Source organism: Arthrobacter sp. UKPF54-2 (genome assembly GCF_007858535.1).
Taxonomy (GTDB): domain Bacteria; phylum Actinomycetota; class Actinomycetes; order Actinomycetales; family Micrococcaceae; genus Arthrobacter.
The window spans coordinates 3333750-3351502 of the sequence record NZ_CP040174.1; the positions used below are offsets into that span (position 1 = coordinate 3333750).

Below are 17753 nucleotides of genomic sequence, written 5' to 3' on the forward strand. Positions count from 1 at the left end.
TGCCGGGGGCCAAGGTCAAAGACCTTGGCCCTATTGCCGGGGCGTGTCGAAACTTTCGACCTCGACTTTAAGCTTTGAGCGGTTTCAGCCGGCGAAGTCCTCGGGTTCGACCTCGTCCAGGAACTCCCGGAACCGGCGCAGCTCCCCCTCTTCGTCGACGGCGGGCCCGGGCTGGGCCTCCTCGCCGTCGTCGTGCTCGGTGATCCGCACGCCGGCTTCCTCCATGACGGCGTCGGCGCACCAGATCCGGCACTTCGCGCGCAGGCCGAGGGCTAGGGCGTCCGAGGCCCGCGAGCTGACCGTGGTGCCGTCCTCGAACTGAAGCTGGCCGTAAAAAATGTTGTCCTCCACCGCCACGATGTTCACGCTGACGATGGAGTGGCCGAGCGCCTTGACGACGTCGATCAGCAGGTCGTGCGTCATCGGCCGCGGCGGGACCACGCCCTGCTGGGCGAGGGCGATCGCACTGGCCTCCGGGGTGCCGATCCAGATGGGGACGTGGCGCTCACCGTGCAGTTCCTTGAGCAGGACGAGCGGCTGGTTCGAGGGCAGTTCGATCCGCACACCTACGATTTCCACCTCAATCATCAGCTGTCCATCCTCGAGATGCGGTCCTGCACCAGGGCCCGGTGCAGCGAGAGGCACAGTTCACTGATCTCCCGGGCAGCCTCGGCGGCGCGGGCCTGGGAGGCGGCGTCCTTGCGGGATGTCAGCGTGGCCACGGCGCGTTCCACGAGCCCGAACTCGCGGTCGGCGGCGGCCTGGAAGGGCCGCAGGTGCCGCGGCTCCAGGCCGTGGCTTTCCAGCTGCACGCAGGCGCGTGCCACCTGCAGGGCATGGTCGTCGAACTTTCCGTTGACGTGCCCGATCAGGCCGAAACTGAGCAGCGACTCGAGCAGCGGGACGCTGGCCCCGGACTCGGTGCGGAGCTGTTCCTCGCTGAGCAGGCGCACCCGGTTGTTCAGCTCGGAGGCGAGTTCCTCGGAAACGATCCGGGGCGACACCGTCACCCCCGGCGGCAGGTTCTCCGGGCGTTCGCCGCGGTCAATCGCGTCGAGGTAGTCCTTGATGACCTTCAGCGGCAGGTACTGGTCCCGCTGCAGCGACAGCACAAAGCGCAGCCGTTCGACGTCGCCTTCCGAGTACTGCCGGTAGCCGGCGGGGGTGCGCTGCGGATTGATGAGGCCCTTTTCCTCAAGAAACCTGATTTTCGACGCGGTCATGGACGGGAAGTCGTCGCTCAGTTGAGCCAGGACCTCCCCGATGTTCAGGACCTGGGGTCCGCGCCGTTCGGCTTGTGCCATGGCCACCGGCAATTACCCCGATATCAGACGTGGCCTGCGGTACGGGCAGGGCTGAGGTAGAAGGTGAGCCGGAACTTGCCGATCTGCACCTCGTTACCCGACTTCAGCTCCACGCTGTCGACACGGTCGTGGTTGACGTAGGTGCCGTTCAGGCTCCCGGTGTCCACAACCTCGAAGCTGCGCGCCGTGCGGCGGAATTCGACGTGGCGGCGTGAAACCGTGACGTCATCGAGGAAGATGTCGGCGTCCGGGTGGCGGCCCGCAGTCGTGACGTCGGAGTCGAGCAGGAAGCGGGCGCCGGAGTTGGGGCCGCTGTGGGCCACCAGCAGGGCGGACCCGGCGGGCAGCGACTCGATCGCCGTCCGTTCCTCGTTCGAGACCTTCGGCGTGATGGTGGGCTCATCGCGCACGGGGGTGAGATGGATCGACGTGGTCTCCGAGGCTTTCACTCCACCCGTGCCGTATTCACCGGTGTCGTTCTGTCCGTGCCCAACCATTGAGTCCTCCTCATTCGTTGCAGGTGTCCCCCCTGCAAACAACGCATGCGTCCGGAAAAGCCTGGCAGATCCGGTGGTCAATCCCCCGGCCGGCCACTGGGTCCACTAGGTGTGTCCAGTAACACGGCCCGGAGATCTTCCCATTAGCCTACCTGCTGTTCGTACTCCGATGCACTGAGCAGCGACTCCACCGCGTCGGCTTCCGCCAGCTTGATTTCAATCAGCCAGCCCTCGCCGTACGGATCCGAATTGATCAGGGCCGAATCGGTGTCCAGCGCCTCGTTCCGGGCAACTACTTCACCGCTCACGGGGGCGTAAATGTCGCTGACGCTCTTGGTGGACTCCACTTCCCCGACGACCTCGTTGGCCTTGATGTCGGTGCCGACCTCCGGCATCTGGGCGTAGACGACGTCCCCGAGGGCGTCCTGGGCAAAATCAGTGATGCCCACGCGCACGACGCCGTCGGCGTTCGGCGCGGTGACCCATTCGTGTTCGGCGGTGTAGGACAGCTCTTCGGGAATGTTGCTCATGACGGGCCTTTCGTCGGGTCAATCACCAAGGTCTTCGGCGGCCGATCGATCGGGCCGCCGCTGAAAGTATAGGCACATCCGCCCGGGCCCCGGGAGGACTCTGACATGATGTTGCCATGGCAGCACCTGCACCCGTTACGGACGGATTTGCCCATGCCTGAGCTCCCGGAAGTGGCGGCCTTGGCGGACTTCCTGGACACGCGCCTGCGCGGATCCACCCTGGCCAAGGTCCAGGTCGTCTCCTTCGCGGTGCTTAAGACCGCGGATCCGCCCATCTCCGCCCTGGAAGGCAGGACGGTCACCGGCGTGGGCCGGCACGGCAAATTTGTGGATCTCGACGCCGGCGGCCTGCACCTGGTCTTCCACCTCGCCCGGGCCGGCTGGGTCCGGGTCACGGATGCCCCCACCGGCGCTGTGCTGAAAAAAGGAGGCGGCCACATCGCGGCGCGGCTGTCCTTTTCAGGCGCGGACGGAGCCCTCGACCTGGACCTGACCGAGGCCGGCACAAAGAAGTCCCTGGCCATGTACGTGGTCCGTCAGCCGGCCGACGTCCCCGGCATCGCGGCGCTGGGACCGGACCCGTTCAGCCCCGGGTTCGACGTCGACGCGCTGGCCGGGATCCTGGCGGGCAGTTCCCAGCAGATCAAGGGTGTGCTCCGCAGCCAGGGCGTCATCGCAGGCATCGGCAACGCGTACAGTGACGAGATCCTGCACGCGGCGAAGACATCCCCGTTCGCCATAGCGGGCTCGCTGGACCGGGCCGCGGTGGAGCGCCTGTACGACGCGATCCACGGCGTCCTCGGGACGGCGCTGGCGGAGGCCGCCGGGAAACCGCCCAGCGAGCTCAAGGACACCAAGCGGAGCCACATGCGGGTCCATGGACGGACCGGCGAGGCGTGCCCGGTCTGCGGTGACACCGTCCGTGAGGTTTCCTTCGCGGACACCGCCCTGCAGTACTGCCCAAGCTGCCAGACGAAGGGAAAGATCCTCGCGGACCGGCGGACCTCACGCTTCCTCAAGTAGGCGCCTCCCATTACCGGCCGCCCCGGGAAACAGAAAACCCCGCCATTCCGTTGCCGGAATGGCGGGGTACTTTCTTGTTGGTCGGGCTGACAGGATTTGAACCTGCGACCCCTTGACCCCCAGTCAAGTGCGCTACCAAGCTGCGCTACAGCCCGCTGGTTCCGCCGTTCTCCGCTCCCGATGATCTCCTGCTGTTATCCAAAGGATTTCATCCGAGCAGTCCGGCCGAACCACCTCCAAAAGCTTACACGATTGCGGAGGGTGCCCGTGACACTTTCACGTGTGTCACGGGCAACGTGTGTCGGAATTAACGTTTCTTGCCGCGCTTTTCCCGGACCCGCATGTTGACCTCGATCGGAGTGCCCTCGAAACCGAAGGTTTCGCGGAGCCGGCGGGTGATAAAGCGGCGGTAGCCGGGATCGAGGAAGCCGGTGGTGAAGAGCACGAACTTCGGCGGCCGGCTGGAGGCCTGGGTGCCGAAGAGGATGCGGGGCTGCTTGCCGCCGCGGACCGGGTGCGGGTGTGCGGCCACCAGTTCGCCCAGGAAGGCGTTGAGGCGTCCGGTGGGGATCCGCTTGTCCCAGCTTTCCAGGGCGGTGTCCAGGGCCGGGACCAGCCGGTCCTTGTGCCAGCCGGTCTTGGCCGAGATGTTCACGCGCGGGGCCCACGCCACGTGGGCGAGGTCCTGCTCGATTTCGCGTTCGAGGTAGGTGCGGCGTTCGTCGTCGAGCAGGTCCCACTTGTTGAACGCAAGCACCAGCGCGCGGCCGGACTCGATCGCCAGTTGCAGGATGCGGACGTCCTGCTCGCTGAGCACTTCGTCCACGGCGAGGAGCACGACGGCGACCTCGGCCTTTTCGAGCGCGCTCTGGGTGCGCAGCGAGGCGTAGAAGTCCGCGCCCTGGGCCATGTGCTGGCGGCGGCGGATGCCGGCGGTGTCCACGAAGCGCCAGGTGCGGCCGCCGAGTTCGATGAACTCGTCGACCGGGTCGCGGGTGGTGCCGGCGGTGTTGTCGACGACCACGCGCTCGGAGCCTGCGAGCTTGTTCAGCAGCGAGGACTTGCCGACGTTCGGCCGGCCGATCAGGGCGATGCGGCGCGGGCCGCCGCTGCGCTCGAGTCCTTCGATGGTGGAGAACTCCGGGAGCGTGTCCATCACGTGGTCCAGCAGGTCGGCCACGCCGCGGCCGTGCAGCGCGGAGACCGGGTAGGGTTCGCCGAAGCCGAGGCCCCAGAGCGCGGCCGAGTCGGCTTCCTGGGCGAAGTCGTCAACCTTGTTGGCCACCATGATGACCGGTTTCTTGGACTTGCGGAGCATCTTCATGACGCCCTCATCCGTGGCGGTCGCGCCGACGGCGGAGTCCACCACGAACAGCACGGCGTCCGCGAGCTCCACGGCCATCTCGGCCTGTTCGGCGACGCGGGCGTGGATGCCGCGGGCGTCGTGTTCCCAGCCGCCGGTGTCGACCACGGTGAAGTTGCGGCCGTTCCAGTTGGCGGAGTACATCACGCGGTCGCGGGTGACGCCGGGGGTGTCCTCGACCACGGCTTCGCGGCGGCCCAGGATGCGGTTGACCAGGGTGGACTTGCCGACGTTGGGGCGGCCGATGATGGCCAGGACCGGATCAAGCTTGACCGGGCCGTCGAAGTCCTCGTCCTCGTAGCGGCCGCTGAGCAGGGCGGCGTCTTCCTCGTCCAGCTCGTAGTCATCCAGGCCGGCCCGCAGCGAGGCCGCGCGGAGTTCGGCTTCCTCGTCGTCCAGGGCGGCAAGGTTCTCAGCCACCTGGTCCGTGCCGGTGGGCGTGTATTCGTCTTCGCCGGCGCCGAAGTGGCCGGGGGTTTGAGTCGTATCGCTCATTGCACTTTCCTTAGGTGGTGATCTGCCGGCGTCCCGGCTACTGCTGTCTGGCGTTCTTGCGGGGAATCCGCGTCGGGCAGGCCTTGCCCGGTGGACTGAATGGTGTCCTGGACGTGCCGCGCGAGGGCGGCGCGGATCTCGTTTCCCACCCTGTCCATTGAAGCACGCCCCGTCTCGCCGGGCCTGCGGCTGAGATTGAGGGCGCCGCCGAAGCTGACATGCAGCCGGCGGCCGGGCCCGGGAACCGCGTTGAGGTGTTCGCCGCTGATCCTGGTTCCCAGGATGGCAACCGGGATCACGGTGGCGGCCGAGTTCAGCGCGAGCCAGGCGACCCCGTTGTTGATCGTGGCGGCCTCGCCGCCCCCGCGGGTGCCTTCGGGAAGGATCCCGACGCACCGTCCGGCGTCGAGGACGCTTTTGGCCCGTTGCAGCGCGGTCCGGTCACCGGAGCGGTCCACTGCCAGTTGGCCGGCGGCGCTGAGTACGAGACCGGGAAAACCCCTGAACATCTCCTTCTTGACGAAGATGTGCATGGGCCGCGGTGCGGCGCCGAACATGACCGGGCCGTCCAGGAAGCTGATGTGGTTTCCGGCGAAGATGACCGGTCCGGCAGCCGGCACGTTGGCCCGGCCCTTGACGGAGGTGCGGTAGACCAGGTGGTCCAGGGCCCAGCCGACCGGCCGGCTCCAGGCCATGGTCCCGTCGAGGAACCAGCGGCCGGGCTGTTCCGCCCGGGCTGCGCCCTTAGTCACGGTTGATGGCCGTGTGGTTGAGAACCTTGTGCACGATGCCGAGGGCCGCGTCCACCGTTTGGGCGAAGTCCAGGTCCGAGGAGTCCAGGGTGACCACGCCGTCGGCTGCCTGGGTGAAGTTCACCACGGTGGAGTCCTTGGCGTCCCGGGCCGTGACCTGCGCCGCGAGCTGTTCGGCGTTCTGGCTGCCGCCCAGCTGGATGCCGCGGCGGCGCAGCCGGGCCTCCTCGCTGGCGGTGAGCAGCATGCGCACCTCGGCGTGGGGCGCGACGACGGTGGTGATGTCCCGTCCCTCCACCACCATGCGGCGGTGGTGCTTTTCGATCAGCTCGCGCTGCCGGCGGATCAGCTCGGTCCTCGCCCCCAGGGTGGTGGCGACGGCGCTGACCGCCGCGGAAATGGCCGGCTCCCGGATGGCCTCGGTGATATCTACGCCCGCGACCCGGACGTATTCGTCCTGGGGGCTGGTGCTGATTTCGAGCTGGAGGCCCTCGGCGGCGGCCTCGATGGCCTCGCCGTCGGCCAGGTCGGTGCCGCTGTCGAGGCATGACCAGGTCAGGGCCCGGTACATGGCGCCGGTGTCGAGGTACGCCAGCCGGAGCCGGCGCGCCACCTCTTTGCTGACGCTGGATTTCCCGGAGCCGGAGGGGCCGTCGATCGCGACGACGAGGCTCTTGCCGGGGCGGACGATGTCCACCGTTTCAATGAGTTCCTGGGTCATTACTGGAGTACCCGCCATCCACGGTCGTTGAGGGCTTCGATGAGCAGCTCGTGCTTGTTGGGCAGCACGGAGAGTTCCACCATGCCGACATTCTGTCCCGAGGAGTGGTCCAGGCGGAGGTCCTCGAGGTTGACGCCGATCTCGCCGATCTCGGTGAGGAGCTTGGCGATCTGGCCGGGCGTGTCGTCCACCAGGACGGTCAGCCAGGAGTACGCCTGCGGCGGCCCGCCGTGCTTGCCCGGGATCCGGGACTGGCCGGCGTTGCCTTCGCTGATCAGCTGGGCGAGGTCCAGCCGGGCACCCGGCGCCGTCGGATCCTCCAGGGTGCCGATCAGCCGGTTCAGGTCCTCGCGGACGCCGTGCAGGATGTCCACGACCTTGTCCGCGTTGGCGCCGAGGATCTGCACCCAGAGTGTGGGGTCGCTCGCGGCGATTCTGGTCACGTCCCGCAGGCCGTTGCCGGCCAGTGAGAGGGCGTGCAGCGGGGTTCCCTGCAGCCGGCTGGCCACGAGGGAGGACATCACCTGCGGCAGGTGCGAGACCAGCGCCACGGCTTCGTCGTGTTCCTCGGCGCCGAATTCGGAGACGACGGCGCCCAGGTCCCCGGCCAGCGCGCGGGCAGCCTGCAGCGCCTCGGGCCGGGTTTCCGGCGTCGGGCAGATCACCCACGGCATCGAGGTGAACAGCTCGCCGCGGGCGGCGACCGGGCCGGACTTCTCCCGGCCCGCCATCGGGTGTGTGCCGACGTAGCGGCCCAGGTCGGCGCCACGGGACCGCAGCTCCGCCAGGATGGACGCCTTGACGCTGGCGATGTCCACCACGACGGCCTCGGGGTAGTCCGCGAGGGCGCCGGCGACGACGTCGGCGGTCACGTCCGGTGGCGCGGCGACCACCACGAGTTCCGGCGCCTCGCCGTCAAGGCGCGCCAAGGGCAGGCCGGCGCCGATGTCGACGGCGACGGCCTGGTTGGTCGGCGAGGGGTCGGAGAGGTAGACGGCGACTCCGCGGCCGCGGAGACCCAGCCCGATGCTGGTGCCCAGCAGTCCGGTCCCCACAACCACCACCGGGCCGTTGAGGTGGCCGCGGCCGTGGGTGCGAAAGGCGGACATGCCTACAGCCCCACGGATGCCAGCAGGTGGCCGACTTCCTGCTTGCCGAGGTTGCGGATGCTGCCCTGGCGCTGGTCGCCCAGGCCGATGGGGCCGACCTTGACGCGGACGAGCCGCAGTACCGGGAACCCGACGGCGTCGAAGAGGCGCCGGACAATGCGGTTCTTGCCCGAGTGCAGCACAACCTCGATCAGCACGTGGCCCGGGGTCGAGTCGACGAGCTTGAAGGAGTCCACGGAGGCGATGCCGTCTTCGAGTTCGATACCGGCCTTGAGCTGCGCGCCGACGCCCTGAGGGAACGGGCCGCGGACCTGCACGAGGTAGGTCTTGGGCACTTCGTAGGACGGGTGCGTCAGGCGGTTGGCGAGCTCGCCGTCGTTGGTCAGCAGGAGCAGTCCCTCGGTGGCGACGTCGAGCCGGCCGACGTGGAAAAGGCGTTCGCCGTGGTGGTTGCGGACGAAGTCGCTGATGCACGGGCGGCCGTCCGGATCCTCCATGGTGGAGACAACGCCCTTGGGCTTGTTGAAGACCATGTAGACCATGTTCTCGTCCAGCTGGATGCGCAGGCCGTCCACATGGATCACGGCGGTCTTGGGGTCGACGCGCACGCCGAGCTCCGTCACGACCTGGCCGTCGACCTCGACGCGGCCCTCGGCGATCATTTCCTCGCAGACGCGCCGCGAGGCGACGCCGGCCGAGGCCATGACCTTCTGCAGGCGGACGCCGTCGGCGTCGTGCAGTTCGGACTGCGGCACGGGACCGCGCGGTCCGCGCTTGCGGGCAGGCTTGCGGACGGGGCCCAGGTTCTGGCCGAAGCGTTCGCCACCGAACGCGCTGGAGCCGGTGGCCTTGGCCGCCCCCGCGCCGATGCGCGGCTTGGGCTTGAGCGCCCCCGGGGTGCCGGGAGCCTTGCCGGCGCCGGGCTTGCGGGCCGCAGGCTTCCGTGCCGGCTTCGCGCCGGCCTTCCGGTCAGCCTGCTCGGGGGCTCCGCCGCCCGGGTTCAGGTCCGGGTCAACAAATGCCTCTTCGCGCGGCTTGGGGCGCTTGAACGGGCGGTCGCCGCCGCCCTTGGAGAAGTCGCGCTGGCCGCGGCCGGCGCCGCCCGCACCCTGGGTGCGCGCTGATTGGTGTCCGGCGCTGGTGCGTCCCGAACTGTTACGTGGTGAACCCTGGCGTCCCGCCTGTGTCATGACCCGTCCTTCGTTTGGTGGCCCGCGACGGCTGCCTCACGGCAGTCCCCCACCGGCCGGGCAAATGGTTCTGCCCTGGTGGATACTCTTACGCAGGCAGCATTCCTGCCTACATTCTTCCTGCGTCGTAGAACTCCGCTATGCCTTCAAGCCCTGGAAGATGGGGTGAAAGCTGAGGCAACTCAGCCACCGAGCCGATTCCCATGCGTTCGAGGAAATACGACGTTGTGCGGTACAGGATGGCCCCGGATTCGGGATCGTTTCCCGAGTCTTCGATCAGGCCGCGCTGGGTCAGCGTCCGCACCACGGAGTCAACATTGACTCCTCGAATCGCAGAGACCCGGGCCCGGGAGACGGGCTGGCGGTAGGCGATGACGGCGAGCGTTTCGAGCGCCGCCTGTGTCAGCCTGGCACTTTGCCCTTCCAGCACGAAGCCGCCTACGACGTCGGCAAACTCCGCGCGGGAATAGATCCGCCAGCCTCCGGCAATATTCCGCAATTCAAAACCCCGGGGGGCGGCACTGAATCCAGCAGTATTTGACGACGTGCTGGCCTCATCCGCATCCGGGGCATTACCAGTATAGCCGTTATACTCCCGTTGCAGGTCCCCGAGCAGCCCCTCGACGACGTCGACCGTCAGGTTCAGCCCGGCGGCCAGCTCGGTGGCCGTGGCCGGCTCGTCGATGACCATCAGCACCGCTTCGAGGGCCGCGCGGGCGCCCCCGGGCAGCGCTGCCAGGTCCGGAACCCCGGGCCCTCCGGCGTCGGCGGGAAGGTTTGGCGCGTCGCTCAAGGCTGCTCCTCGTATTCTTCACTCAGGTTCTCGCTGCTCCAGTCCGCGTCGTCGGCGGTCCAGTGCACGGACAATTCGCCGAGCGGAAGCAGCTGGTCGAAGGCCACCGCCTTGTCCCGGAACATCTCCAGCAGGGCAAGGAACCGCGCCACCACCACGAGGGTGGATTCTGCATCGGCGATCAGGGACCGGAAGGTGAGCGGCTTACCGAGCCGCAGCCGCAGCCGCAGCCCGAGGATTTCCGCCTGTTCCTTCACGCTGACCGGCGTGCCGTGCAGGTGGGCGAGGCCAACCTCGGTGGGGGCCGCTTCCTTGGGTTTCAGGGCCTTCTCGGCAAGGGCGGCGAACTCCGCCGGGCTGTGCTTCCAGACGAGTTCGGGCAGCAGCGCGGCGAAGTGGCCTTCCAGGGCGACCTGCCGCGGGTAGCGCCGGGCCTCCAGCTCCAGGGTCGCGCCGAGGAGTCCGGCGACCTGTTTGAAGGCCTTGTACTGCAGCAGCCGGGCGAAGAGCAGGTCGCGGGCCTCGAGCAGGGCAATGTCCTCGTCGTCCTCGACTTCGCCGGCGGGCAGCAGCCTGGCGGCTTTGAGGTCCAGCAGGGTCGCCGCGATCACCAGGAACTCGCTGGCTTCATCCAGCGCCCAGTCCTCCCCCAGCCGCTGCAGCCCTTTGATGTATTTGATGAACTCGTCGGTGACCGTGGCCAGCGCCACCTCGGTGATGTCGAGCTGGTGCTTGGAGATCAGTCCCAGCAGGAGGTCGAACGGGCCGGTGAAGTTCTCCAGCCGCACCTCAAAGCCCGGTTTCTTTCCGGACGGCGGCAGTTCGGCCGTCGGGGCTGTTGCTGCCACGGCCGTGGTTAGGGTGCGCCGCCGCGCGAGATCAGCTCTTTGGCCAGGCGGCGGTAGGCGTCGGCTCCGGCATGGTTGCCGGCGTAGCTGGTAATCGGCTCGGCGGCGACGGTGGCGTCGGCGAACTTGATGGAGCGCTTGATGACGGTTTCGAAGACCTTGTCGCCGAAGGCTTCCACCAGCCGGGCGATGACTTCGCGGCCGTGCAGGGTGCGGGCGTCGTACATGGTGGCGAGCACGCCGTCGACCTGCAGGCGCGGGTTCAGCCGGTCCTGGACCTTGTCGATCGTCTCGACCAGCAGCGCCACCGCGCGCAGCGCGAAGAACTCGCAGATCAGCGGGATGATGACGCCGTGTGCCGCGGTCAGCGCGTTGACCGTGAGCAGGCCCAGGGAGGGCTGGCAGTCGATCAGGACAACGTCGTAGTCGTCTTCGACCTTCTTCAGCGCCCGGTCCAGGACCTGTTCGCGGGCAACCTCGTTGACCAGCTGGACCTCCGCGGCGGAGAGGTCGATGTTGGCCGGCAGCAGGTGCACGTTTTCGACGCCGGTCTTCTGGATGGCGTCGCGGATGTCGACTTTCCGGTCCATCAGGACGTTGTAGACCGTCAGGTCCAGTTCGTGCGGGTTGGTGCCGAGGCCGGCGGAGAGCGCGCCCTGCGGATCGAAGTCGACCAGGAGCACCCGGCGGCCGTATTCGGCCAGCGCCGCGGCGAGGTTGATCGTGGACGTCGTCTTGCCCACGCCGCCCTTCTGGTTGACCATGGCGATGACCCGGGCCGGGCCGTGGGAGGACAGCGGCGCGGGCTCCGGGAAGTCGCGGTGGGGGCGCCCGGTGGGGCCCATGACGGCGTCTTCCAGGTCGAGTTCGGTGCCTTCCAGAGTGGCTGAACCCTGTTCGCTGCTCACGTATCTATCCACACTTTCGATGACGGTGATTTTCCTGCCGGACCCGGCCGGCCCGGCGCTGCCTGCTGAGGCTGGCTCCGCCCGGCACGGATCGTTATTCCTCCCAAGGTTACAGCCCCCGACACGGTATTCGACGGACCTTGACAACCGCCGACCGGCGCGTCTGACCCTCTGGTAGAAGTCGAGGGTTGTGCTCCGGCGGATCCCGGAGACACGCAAAACCGCCCGGACGCGGGTGGCGCGTCCGGGCGGTTTCGGTGTGCTGTGAAAGCGGTTCTGCCGGCGCCTAGGCGTTGGCGGGGACCGGCTGCGCGTGCTGGGCAGCCGGTGCAGCCGCGGGCTGCTCGGCTGCGTGGCCGGCGATCATGGTCTGCTCGTCGAACGGAGCGGCGCCGGAGAGGACCCGCTCGACCTGGCCGCCGTCGATCTCCTTGATCCAGGTGCCGATCAGAACGGTCGCCACGGCGTTGCCGGTGAAGTTGGTCAGCGCACGTGCCTCGGACATAAAGCGGTCGATGCCGACGATCATGCCGACGCCGCCGAGCAGTTCCGGACGGTGGGCCTGCAGGCCGGCCGCCAGGGTGGCCAGGCCGGCGCCGGTGACACCGGCGGCGCCCTTGGAGGCGATGATCATAAAGATCAGCAGCGAGATCTGGGCGCCGAGGTCCAGCGGGGTGCCCATGGCGTTGGCGACGAACAGGGAGGCCATGGTCAGGTAGATGGCCGTGCCGTCCAGGTTGAAGGAGTAGCCGGTGGGGACGGTGACGCCGACGACCGGCTTGGAGACACCGAGGTGCTCCATCTTCGCGATCAGGCGCGGCAGCGCCGCTTCGGAGGAGGAGGTGGAGAAGATCAGCAGGTATTCGCGGCCGAGGTACTTCATCAGGCGGAAGATGTTGACGCCGGAGACGACCTGGAGCAGGCCGCCGAGGATTACCACGATGAAGACCGCGCAGGTGATGTAGAACGCGATCATCAGGGTGGCCATGCTGATGATGGCCTGGACGCCGGTGGCACCGACGACGGCGGCGATTGCGCCGAAGGCGCCGAGCGGAGCGAGCCACATGACCATGATGAGGATGCGGAACACGAGGGCCTGGCCGTGGCCGATGGCCTTCAGGATCGGGGTGCCCTGCGGGCCCATCTTCTGCAGCGCGAAGCCGACCAGGATGGCGGCGAGCAGGGTGGGCAGCACGGGGATGTCGCCGGGGATGATGCCGAGCAGGAAGTCGACGGTGCTGTCCGTCGCGGCCTTCTTGTTCGGATCGTACGGGGCGAGCTTGAGGCCCTCACCCGGGTGGATCAGGTTGCCGACGACGAGGCCGATGGCCAGGGCGAACGTCGACATCACAATGAAGTAGCCGAGGGCCAAGCCGCCGACCTTGCCCACCGTGGCGGCCTTGGCGATGGAGCCGATGCCGAGCACGATGGTGCAGAAAATGACGGGGGCGATCATCATCTTGATCAGCTTGATGAAGCCGTCGCCGAGGGGCTTGAGGGACTTGCCGACCTCCGGGAACATCAGGCCGACGAGGGCACCGAGGACGACGGCGGCAATGACCGCGATGTAAAGGTAGTGGGACTTGTCCAGACCCTTGCGCTGCTTGACCGTCGCCGCGGCCGGTGCCGCTGACTCTCCTCGTTGAGAGGCCATGGTGTTCTCCTTGGATAGGCTGGACATTGATGCGGCCTGGGGCGCGCATCACGTCCGTTCTGCGTGTTCCTCCATCATTGGCGATGAAGTGACGCGCATCACCGTTGCGTTCATATTGGTCATGGAAGGTGCAGTTGATCCATCACTGGAGCATCGCCCGCAGGCTGTTCGTGGCGCACCTGCTGTTTATGCTGGCCCTGACTGCCGTCGTCGGCACGGCGACGTTTGTGGATGCCCGCGACCACGCCTACGAGGAGGCAGGCCGGCGGATGGCCGGGATCGCCACCGCGGTGGCGGACAACCCCCTGGTCCTGCAGGCGGCGGCCTCCCCCGACCCCTCCGCGCGGCTCCAGCCCTACGCGCTGCAGGTGATGCGGGACGCCCATGCGGACTTCATTACGATCATGGCGCCGGACCGGACCCGGTGGACCCATCCCCGCGACGAGGAACTCGGCAAGCCGTACATCGGCTCGATCGACGCCGCCCTGAAGGGCGAGGTCTTCACCGAGATCATGGCCGGGACACTGGGTCCCTCGGTGCGCACCATCGCCCCGGTCAAGGACGCCGACGGCACGGTCCGGGCCCTGGTGGCGGCGGGTGTGACGGTGGGGACGGTGGATGTCGCGTTTTCCGGCCGGCTGCCTGCCCTGCTGGCGATCGCTGTTGCCCTGCTGGCGGGCGGATCGGTGGCGTCCTGGCTGCTGGGCCGGTACCTCCGCCGGGTGACCCGCGGCTGGGGCCCGGAGCAGCTCGCGCAGCTGTTCGCCTATTACGAATCGGTGCTGCATTCGGTCCGCGAGGGGGTGATCCTCATCGATCCCCGGGGCAAGGTGGTGATGTACAACGACCAGGCGGCCGCGCTGCTCGGGGTGCCGCCCCGCGCAGTCGACGGCGGGGCGGTCGACGGCGGGGCCCCGGCCGGCCGTGGCGCGGGGGCACCGTCGCTGGCCGAACTGCCGCTCGCCCCCAGCCTCAAAGAGCTCTTCGAGTCCGGCCGGACGGCCCAGGACGAAATCCACCTCACCGGCGAGCGCGTCCTGGTGGTCAACCAGGGCCCGGCGGTGGGTCCGCCCGCCCCCGCATCCCGCCAGCGCCAAACGACAGGCCCGGTCTACGGCACTGTCGCCACCATCCGGGACCGCACTGAAATCGAGTCCCTGGGCAGTGAACTGGAAACCATGCGCACGCTCTCGGACGCACTGCGTGCCCAGACCCACGAGCACGCCAACCGGTTGCACACGATGGTGTCCCTGATGGAGCTCGGCCGCGGCGCCGAGGCCCTCGATTTTGCCACCAAGGACCTGGAGCTGAGCCAGCGGTTGACCGACGACCTGGTCAGCTCCCTCGAGGAGCCCGTGCTCGGCGCACTGGTGATGGGCAAGGCGGCTGAGGCGCACGAACGCGGCGTCGAACTGATCCTGACCACCGGAGGTTCCACGGCGGTGACCGGGCTGGCCGTCCAGGACCTGGTGGCCATCCTGGGCAACCTGCTGGACAACGCGATCGACGCCGCCGCCGAGGCTCCACCGCCGCGTCTGGTTGAGCTCTCAGTCGTCTCGGAGGGCGGCGCCCTGCAGATCTCGGTGGAGGACAGCGGTCCCGGCATCGACCCGGACGCGGTGGAGGACGTCTTCCGGCACGGTTTCAGCACCAAGGCCCCGGGGCCGTTCGGGCGCGGGCTGGGCCTGGCACTGGTCCGCCAGGCCGTGCAGCGGCTGGGCGGTAGCATGAGCATCACCAGCCCGGCCGGGGCACTGTTCCGCGTCACGCTGCCGACCGCGCCGGCCCCCGCAGGCTCCGCAGAGGAACCCGCCGATGCTCCAAAGATGAACCCGCCGGGACAGCGAAGGAACAGCAATGAGTGACATCCGCGTACTGGTCGTCGAGGACGAGCCGATTGCCGCGGCGGCCCATGCGGCCTACATCGGCCGGCTGGACGGCTTCACCCTGGCCGGCTCCGCCCCGGACGGGCAGTCCGCCCTGCGCCTGATGACGGAGCTGTCGGCCGCCGGCCAGCCCGTGGAGCTGGTCCTGCTGGACATGAACCTGCCGGACCTGCACGGCCTGGACATCGCCCGCCGGATGCGCGCCTCCGGCCTGTTCGCCGACATCATTGCCATCACCGCCGTACGCGAACTGAACATCGTCCGCAGCGCCGTCGCGACCGGCGTCGTGCAGTACCTGATCAAACCGTTCACCTACGCCACGTTCGCGGACAAACTGCGCAGCTACCGGCAGTTCCGTGAGCAGCTGGCTTCCCCGGGGCCGGGCGGCGCCGGGGCGGGCGCGTCCCAGAGCGACGTGGACCAGGCGTTCGCGAGCCTGCGGGCGCCCTCGGAATTGCCGCTGCCCAAGGGCCTCTCCGGGTCCACTCTGGAGTCCGTACAGGACTTCATGAAGCTGCAGTCCGGGGCGGTGTCCGCTAGCGAGGTGATGGAGGCGCTGGGCATGTCCCGCGTGACCGCGCGCCGGTACCTCGAATACCTCGCCGACGCCGGCAGTGTGTCCCGCACCGCCCGCTACGGCGCGCCCGGCCGGCCGGAAAACGAATACCGCTGGAGCCGGTCCGGGTCCTAGCCGGACACGTGGCCCTGCCGCTCCCCCACGGCGTCCGGCCGCAGCGTCTCGAGAAGCTGGTCGATCACACCGGCGTCCTCGATCGTGGAGGGCACCACGTAGTCGTCGCCGTCGGCGATCTGGCGCATGGTCTTGCGAAGGATCTTGCCGGAACGGGTCTTGGGCAGCGCCTCCACCACGGTGACGTGCTTGAAGTCCGCCACGGCGCCGATGTCCCGCCGGACCAGGGCGATCAGGTCCTTGACCAGCACCTCCTCCGGCACGTCCACTCCGGATTTGAGGACCACGTAGCCGCTGGGGCGCTGGCCCTTGAGCGGGTCCGCGAGGCCGATCACGGCGCATTCGGCGACGGCCGGATGCTGCCCGATCACCTGCTCCATGGCCCCGGTGGAGAGCCGGTGCCCGGCGACATTGATGATGTCGTCGGTGCGGCCCATCACAAAGAGGTAGCCGTCCTCATCCCGGTAGCCGGAGTCGCCGGTGGCGTAGTACCCCTCAAAAGCCTGCAGGTAGGAGGAGATATAACGCTCGTCATTGCCCCAGAGCGTCGTCAGGGTGCCCGGCGGCAGCGGCAGGCCCAGGACAATGTTGCCCTCGGTGCCCGCCTCGACCTCCTCGCCGGCGCCGTCAAGGATCCTCAGCCTGAAGCCCGGCATCGGCACACTCGGCGAGCCCGCCTTGATCCGCAGCCCGTCCAGGCCGCGCGGGTTGGCGCAGATGGCCCAGCCGGTCTCGGTCTGCCACCAGTGGTCCACCACCGGGACGCCGAGGACCCGCGACGCCCAGTGGAAGGTGTCGGTGTCGAGCCGCTCGCCGGCGGCAAAAAGGGTCCGCAGGCTGGAGATGTCGTACTGCCCCAGCAACTTCGCTTCGGGGTCGGCCTTCCGGATGGCCCGCAGCGCCGTCGGGGCGGTGAAGAGCACGTTGACTTTGTGGTCCTGGATCACGCGCCAGAACGCTCCGGCGTCCGGGGTGCCCACCGGCTTGCCCTCGTAGATCACGGTGGTGGCGCCCGCGAGCAGTGGCCCGTAGACGATGTACGAGTGCCCCACCACCCAGCCGACGTCGGACGCCGTCCACATCACGTCGCCGGGGCCGACGTCGTAGATGTTCTCCAGCGTCCAGCTCAGGGCGACGGCGTGGCCGCCGTTGTCCCGTACCACGCCCTTGGGGGCGCCCGTGGTGCCGGAGGTGTAGAGGATGTAGAGCGGGTCGGTGGCCTTGACGCCCACCGGGTCCGCGGGCTCGGCGGTGGCCATCACCGCGTCCCAGTCCAGCCAGCCCGCGTGGTCCGCCGCGGATGCCGTGAACCCGTCCCGCGCCTTGACCAGCACGGGGATGTCCGGGGTGCCGGCCAGTTCGAGCGCCTCGGCGACGGCCGGCAGGTACTCGATCCGGCGGGAGGGTTCGATCCCGCCGGAGGCAGTGACCACCGCTGCGGGGGCGGCGTCCCGGATCCGGGCGGCGAGTTCCTTCGGCGCGAAGCCGCCAAAGACCACGGAGTGGACCGCGCCGAGCCGGGCGGTGGCGAGCATCGCGATGGCGGCTTCCGGGATCATCGGCATGTAGATCACCACCCGGTCCCCTTTCCCCACCCCCTGGCCGCGCAGCACCCCGGCGAAGCGGGCCACGAGCCCGGTGAGCTCGGCGTAGCTGAAGCGCTGCTGCGTGCCCAGCATGGCGGAGTCGTAGATCAGGGCGTCCTGGGCGCCGCGGCCCTCCGCCACGTGCCGGTCCAGGGCGTTGTAGCAGGTGTTCAGCTCGCCGTCCGGAAACCAGGCGTAGAGCGGGGCACGGCTGGAGTCGAGCGCCTTGCCGGGAGGCGTGCTCCAGGCGATTTTCGCGGCGGCCTCGAGCCAGAATTCCTCGGGCTGCTCAACGCTGCGTTCGTAGCTGTCCCGGTAGCTGGTGGTGACCATGAAGTAATCCCGTCCACGACGTTGTGATGCAGCTCATGGTAGCCCCGCAGCGGTCCCGCCACAAGGGTTG

General features: G+C 68.5%; 17 protein-coding genes and 1 tRNA gene. 3 read left to right on the forward strand and 15 right to left on the reverse strand.

Annotation, left to right across the window (positions count from 1 at the left end; genetic code table 11):
* Window positions 1–84: 84 nt before the first annotated feature.
* The 4 genes from E7Y32_RS15325 to gcvH all read right to left on the reverse strand — a co-directional run bounded on the left by E7Y32_RS15325 (window position 85) and on the right by gcvH (window position 2331).
* Window positions 85–588 carry a bifunctional nuclease family protein gene (locus E7Y32_RS15325; RefSeq protein WP_146337874.1) on the reverse strand — a complete coding sequence of 168 codons (504 nt, stop codon included), beginning with the start codon at window positions 586–588 and terminating at the stop codon, window positions 85–87.
* On the reverse strand, window positions 588–1304 hold the full coding sequence (locus E7Y32_RS15330; RefSeq protein ID WP_146337875.1) for a MerR family transcriptional regulator: 717 nt from the start codon (window positions 1302–1304) through the stop codon (window positions 588–590). The genes E7Y32_RS15325 and E7Y32_RS15330 overlap by 1 nt, the downstream gene beginning before the upstream one ends.
* A gap of 23 nt (window positions 1305–1327) precedes the next feature.
* Window positions 1328–1801: an FHA domain-containing protein gene (locus E7Y32_RS15335; protein WP_146337876.1), complete on the reverse strand. Its 474-nt coding sequence runs from the start codon at window positions 1799–1801 to the stop codon at window positions 1328–1330.
* Window positions 1802–1944: 143 nt separating this feature from the next.
* Window positions 1945–2331 (reverse strand): glycine cleavage system protein GcvH, encoded by a 387-nt coding sequence (gene gcvH, locus E7Y32_RS15340; protein WP_146337877.1) that lies wholly within the window; start codon window positions 2329–2331, stop codon window positions 1945–1947.
* A 153-nt stretch (window positions 2332–2484) separates the two neighbouring features.
* Between gcvH and E7Y32_RS15345 the strand changes: the two genes are divergently transcribed.
* Window positions 2485–3354, forward strand: coding sequence for an Fpg/Nei family DNA glycosylase (locus E7Y32_RS15345; RefSeq protein ID WP_146337878.1), 870 nt, complete (start codon window positions 2485–2487; stop codon window positions 3352–3354).
* A 78-nt stretch (window positions 3355–3432) separates the two neighbouring features.
* On the opposite strand, the gene E7Y32_RS15350 is transcribed toward E7Y32_RS15345, so the two are convergent.
* The 10 genes from E7Y32_RS15350 to E7Y32_RS15395 all read right to left on the reverse strand — a co-directional run bounded on the left by E7Y32_RS15350 (window position 3433) and on the right by E7Y32_RS15395 (window position 13187).
* A tRNA-Pro gene (locus tag E7Y32_RS15350) sits at window positions 3433–3509 on the reverse strand.
* A gap of 152 nt (window positions 3510–3661) precedes the next feature.
* On the reverse strand, window positions 3662–5212 hold the full coding sequence (gene der, locus E7Y32_RS15355) for a ribosome biogenesis GTPase Der (RefSeq protein ID WP_146337879.1): 1551 nt from the start codon (window positions 5210–5212) through the stop codon (window positions 3662–3664).
* Window positions 5209–5907, reverse strand: a complete 699-nt coding sequence (locus E7Y32_RS15360) for a 1-acyl-sn-glycerol-3-phosphate acyltransferase (RefSeq protein ID WP_146338779.1) — start codon at window positions 5905–5907, stop codon at window positions 5209–5211. The genes der and E7Y32_RS15360 overlap by 4 nt, the downstream gene beginning before the upstream one ends.
* A 49-nt stretch (window positions 5908–5956) precedes the next feature.
* Entirely contained in the window at window positions 5957–6685 is a 729-nt protein-coding gene (gene cmk, locus E7Y32_RS15365) for a (d)CMP kinase (protein WP_146337880.1), read from the reverse strand.
* Window positions 6685–7794, reverse strand: coding sequence for a prephenate dehydrogenase (locus tag E7Y32_RS15370; protein ID WP_146337881.1), 1110 nt, complete (start codon window positions 7792–7794; stop codon window positions 6685–6687). The genes cmk and E7Y32_RS15370 overlap by 1 nt, the downstream gene beginning before the upstream one ends.
* Window positions 7795–7796: 2 nt before the next feature.
* Window positions 7797–8984, reverse strand: a complete 1188-nt coding sequence (locus E7Y32_RS15375) for a pseudouridine synthase (protein ID WP_146337882.1) — start codon at window positions 8982–8984, stop codon at window positions 7797–7799.
* A gap of 109 nt (window positions 8985–9093) precedes the next feature.
* Complete coding sequence (locus E7Y32_RS15380; RefSeq protein WP_261382648.1) at window positions 9094–9675, reverse strand: SMC-Scp complex subunit ScpB; 582 nt, start codon at window positions 9673–9675, stop codon at window positions 9094–9096.
* A 98-nt stretch (window positions 9676–9773) separates the two neighbouring features.
* Window positions 9774–10625 carry a ScpA family protein gene (locus E7Y32_RS15385; RefSeq protein WP_146337884.1) on the reverse strand — a complete coding sequence of 284 codons (852 nt, stop codon included), beginning with the start codon at window positions 10623–10625 and terminating at the stop codon, window positions 9774–9776.
* Between the two features lie 8 nt (window positions 10626–10633).
* Window positions 10634–11533, reverse strand: coding sequence for a ParA family protein (locus tag E7Y32_RS15390; RefSeq protein WP_146337885.1), 900 nt, complete (start codon window positions 11531–11533; stop codon window positions 10634–10636).
* A 286-nt stretch (window positions 11534–11819) separates the two neighbouring features.
* Window positions 11820–13187 carry a cation:dicarboxylate symporter family transporter gene (locus E7Y32_RS15395; RefSeq protein ID WP_146337886.1) on the reverse strand — a complete coding sequence of 456 codons (1368 nt, stop codon included), beginning with the start codon at window positions 13185–13187 and terminating at the stop codon, window positions 11820–11822.
* 134 nt (window positions 13188–13321) lie between these two features.
* Between E7Y32_RS15395 and E7Y32_RS15400 the strand changes: the two genes are divergently transcribed.
* Both E7Y32_RS15400 and E7Y32_RS15405 read left to right on the forward strand, forming a co-directional pair.
* Window positions 13322–15052, forward strand: coding sequence for a sensor histidine kinase (locus E7Y32_RS15400; RefSeq protein WP_146338782.1), 1731 nt, complete (start codon window positions 13322–13324; stop codon window positions 15050–15052).
* Window positions 15045–15764 (forward strand): response regulator, encoded by a 720-nt coding sequence (locus E7Y32_RS15405; RefSeq protein ID WP_146337887.1) that lies wholly within the window; start codon window positions 15045–15047, stop codon window positions 15762–15764. The genes E7Y32_RS15400 and E7Y32_RS15405 overlap by 8 nt, the downstream gene beginning before the upstream one ends.
* On the opposite strand, the gene E7Y32_RS15410 is transcribed toward E7Y32_RS15405, so the two are convergent.
* Window positions 15761–17683, reverse strand: a complete 1923-nt coding sequence (locus E7Y32_RS15410) for a propionyl-CoA synthetase (RefSeq protein ID WP_146337888.1) — start codon at window positions 17681–17683, stop codon at window positions 15761–15763. The genes E7Y32_RS15405 and E7Y32_RS15410 overlap by 4 nt on opposite strands.
* Window positions 17684–17753: the final 70 nt, after the last annotated feature.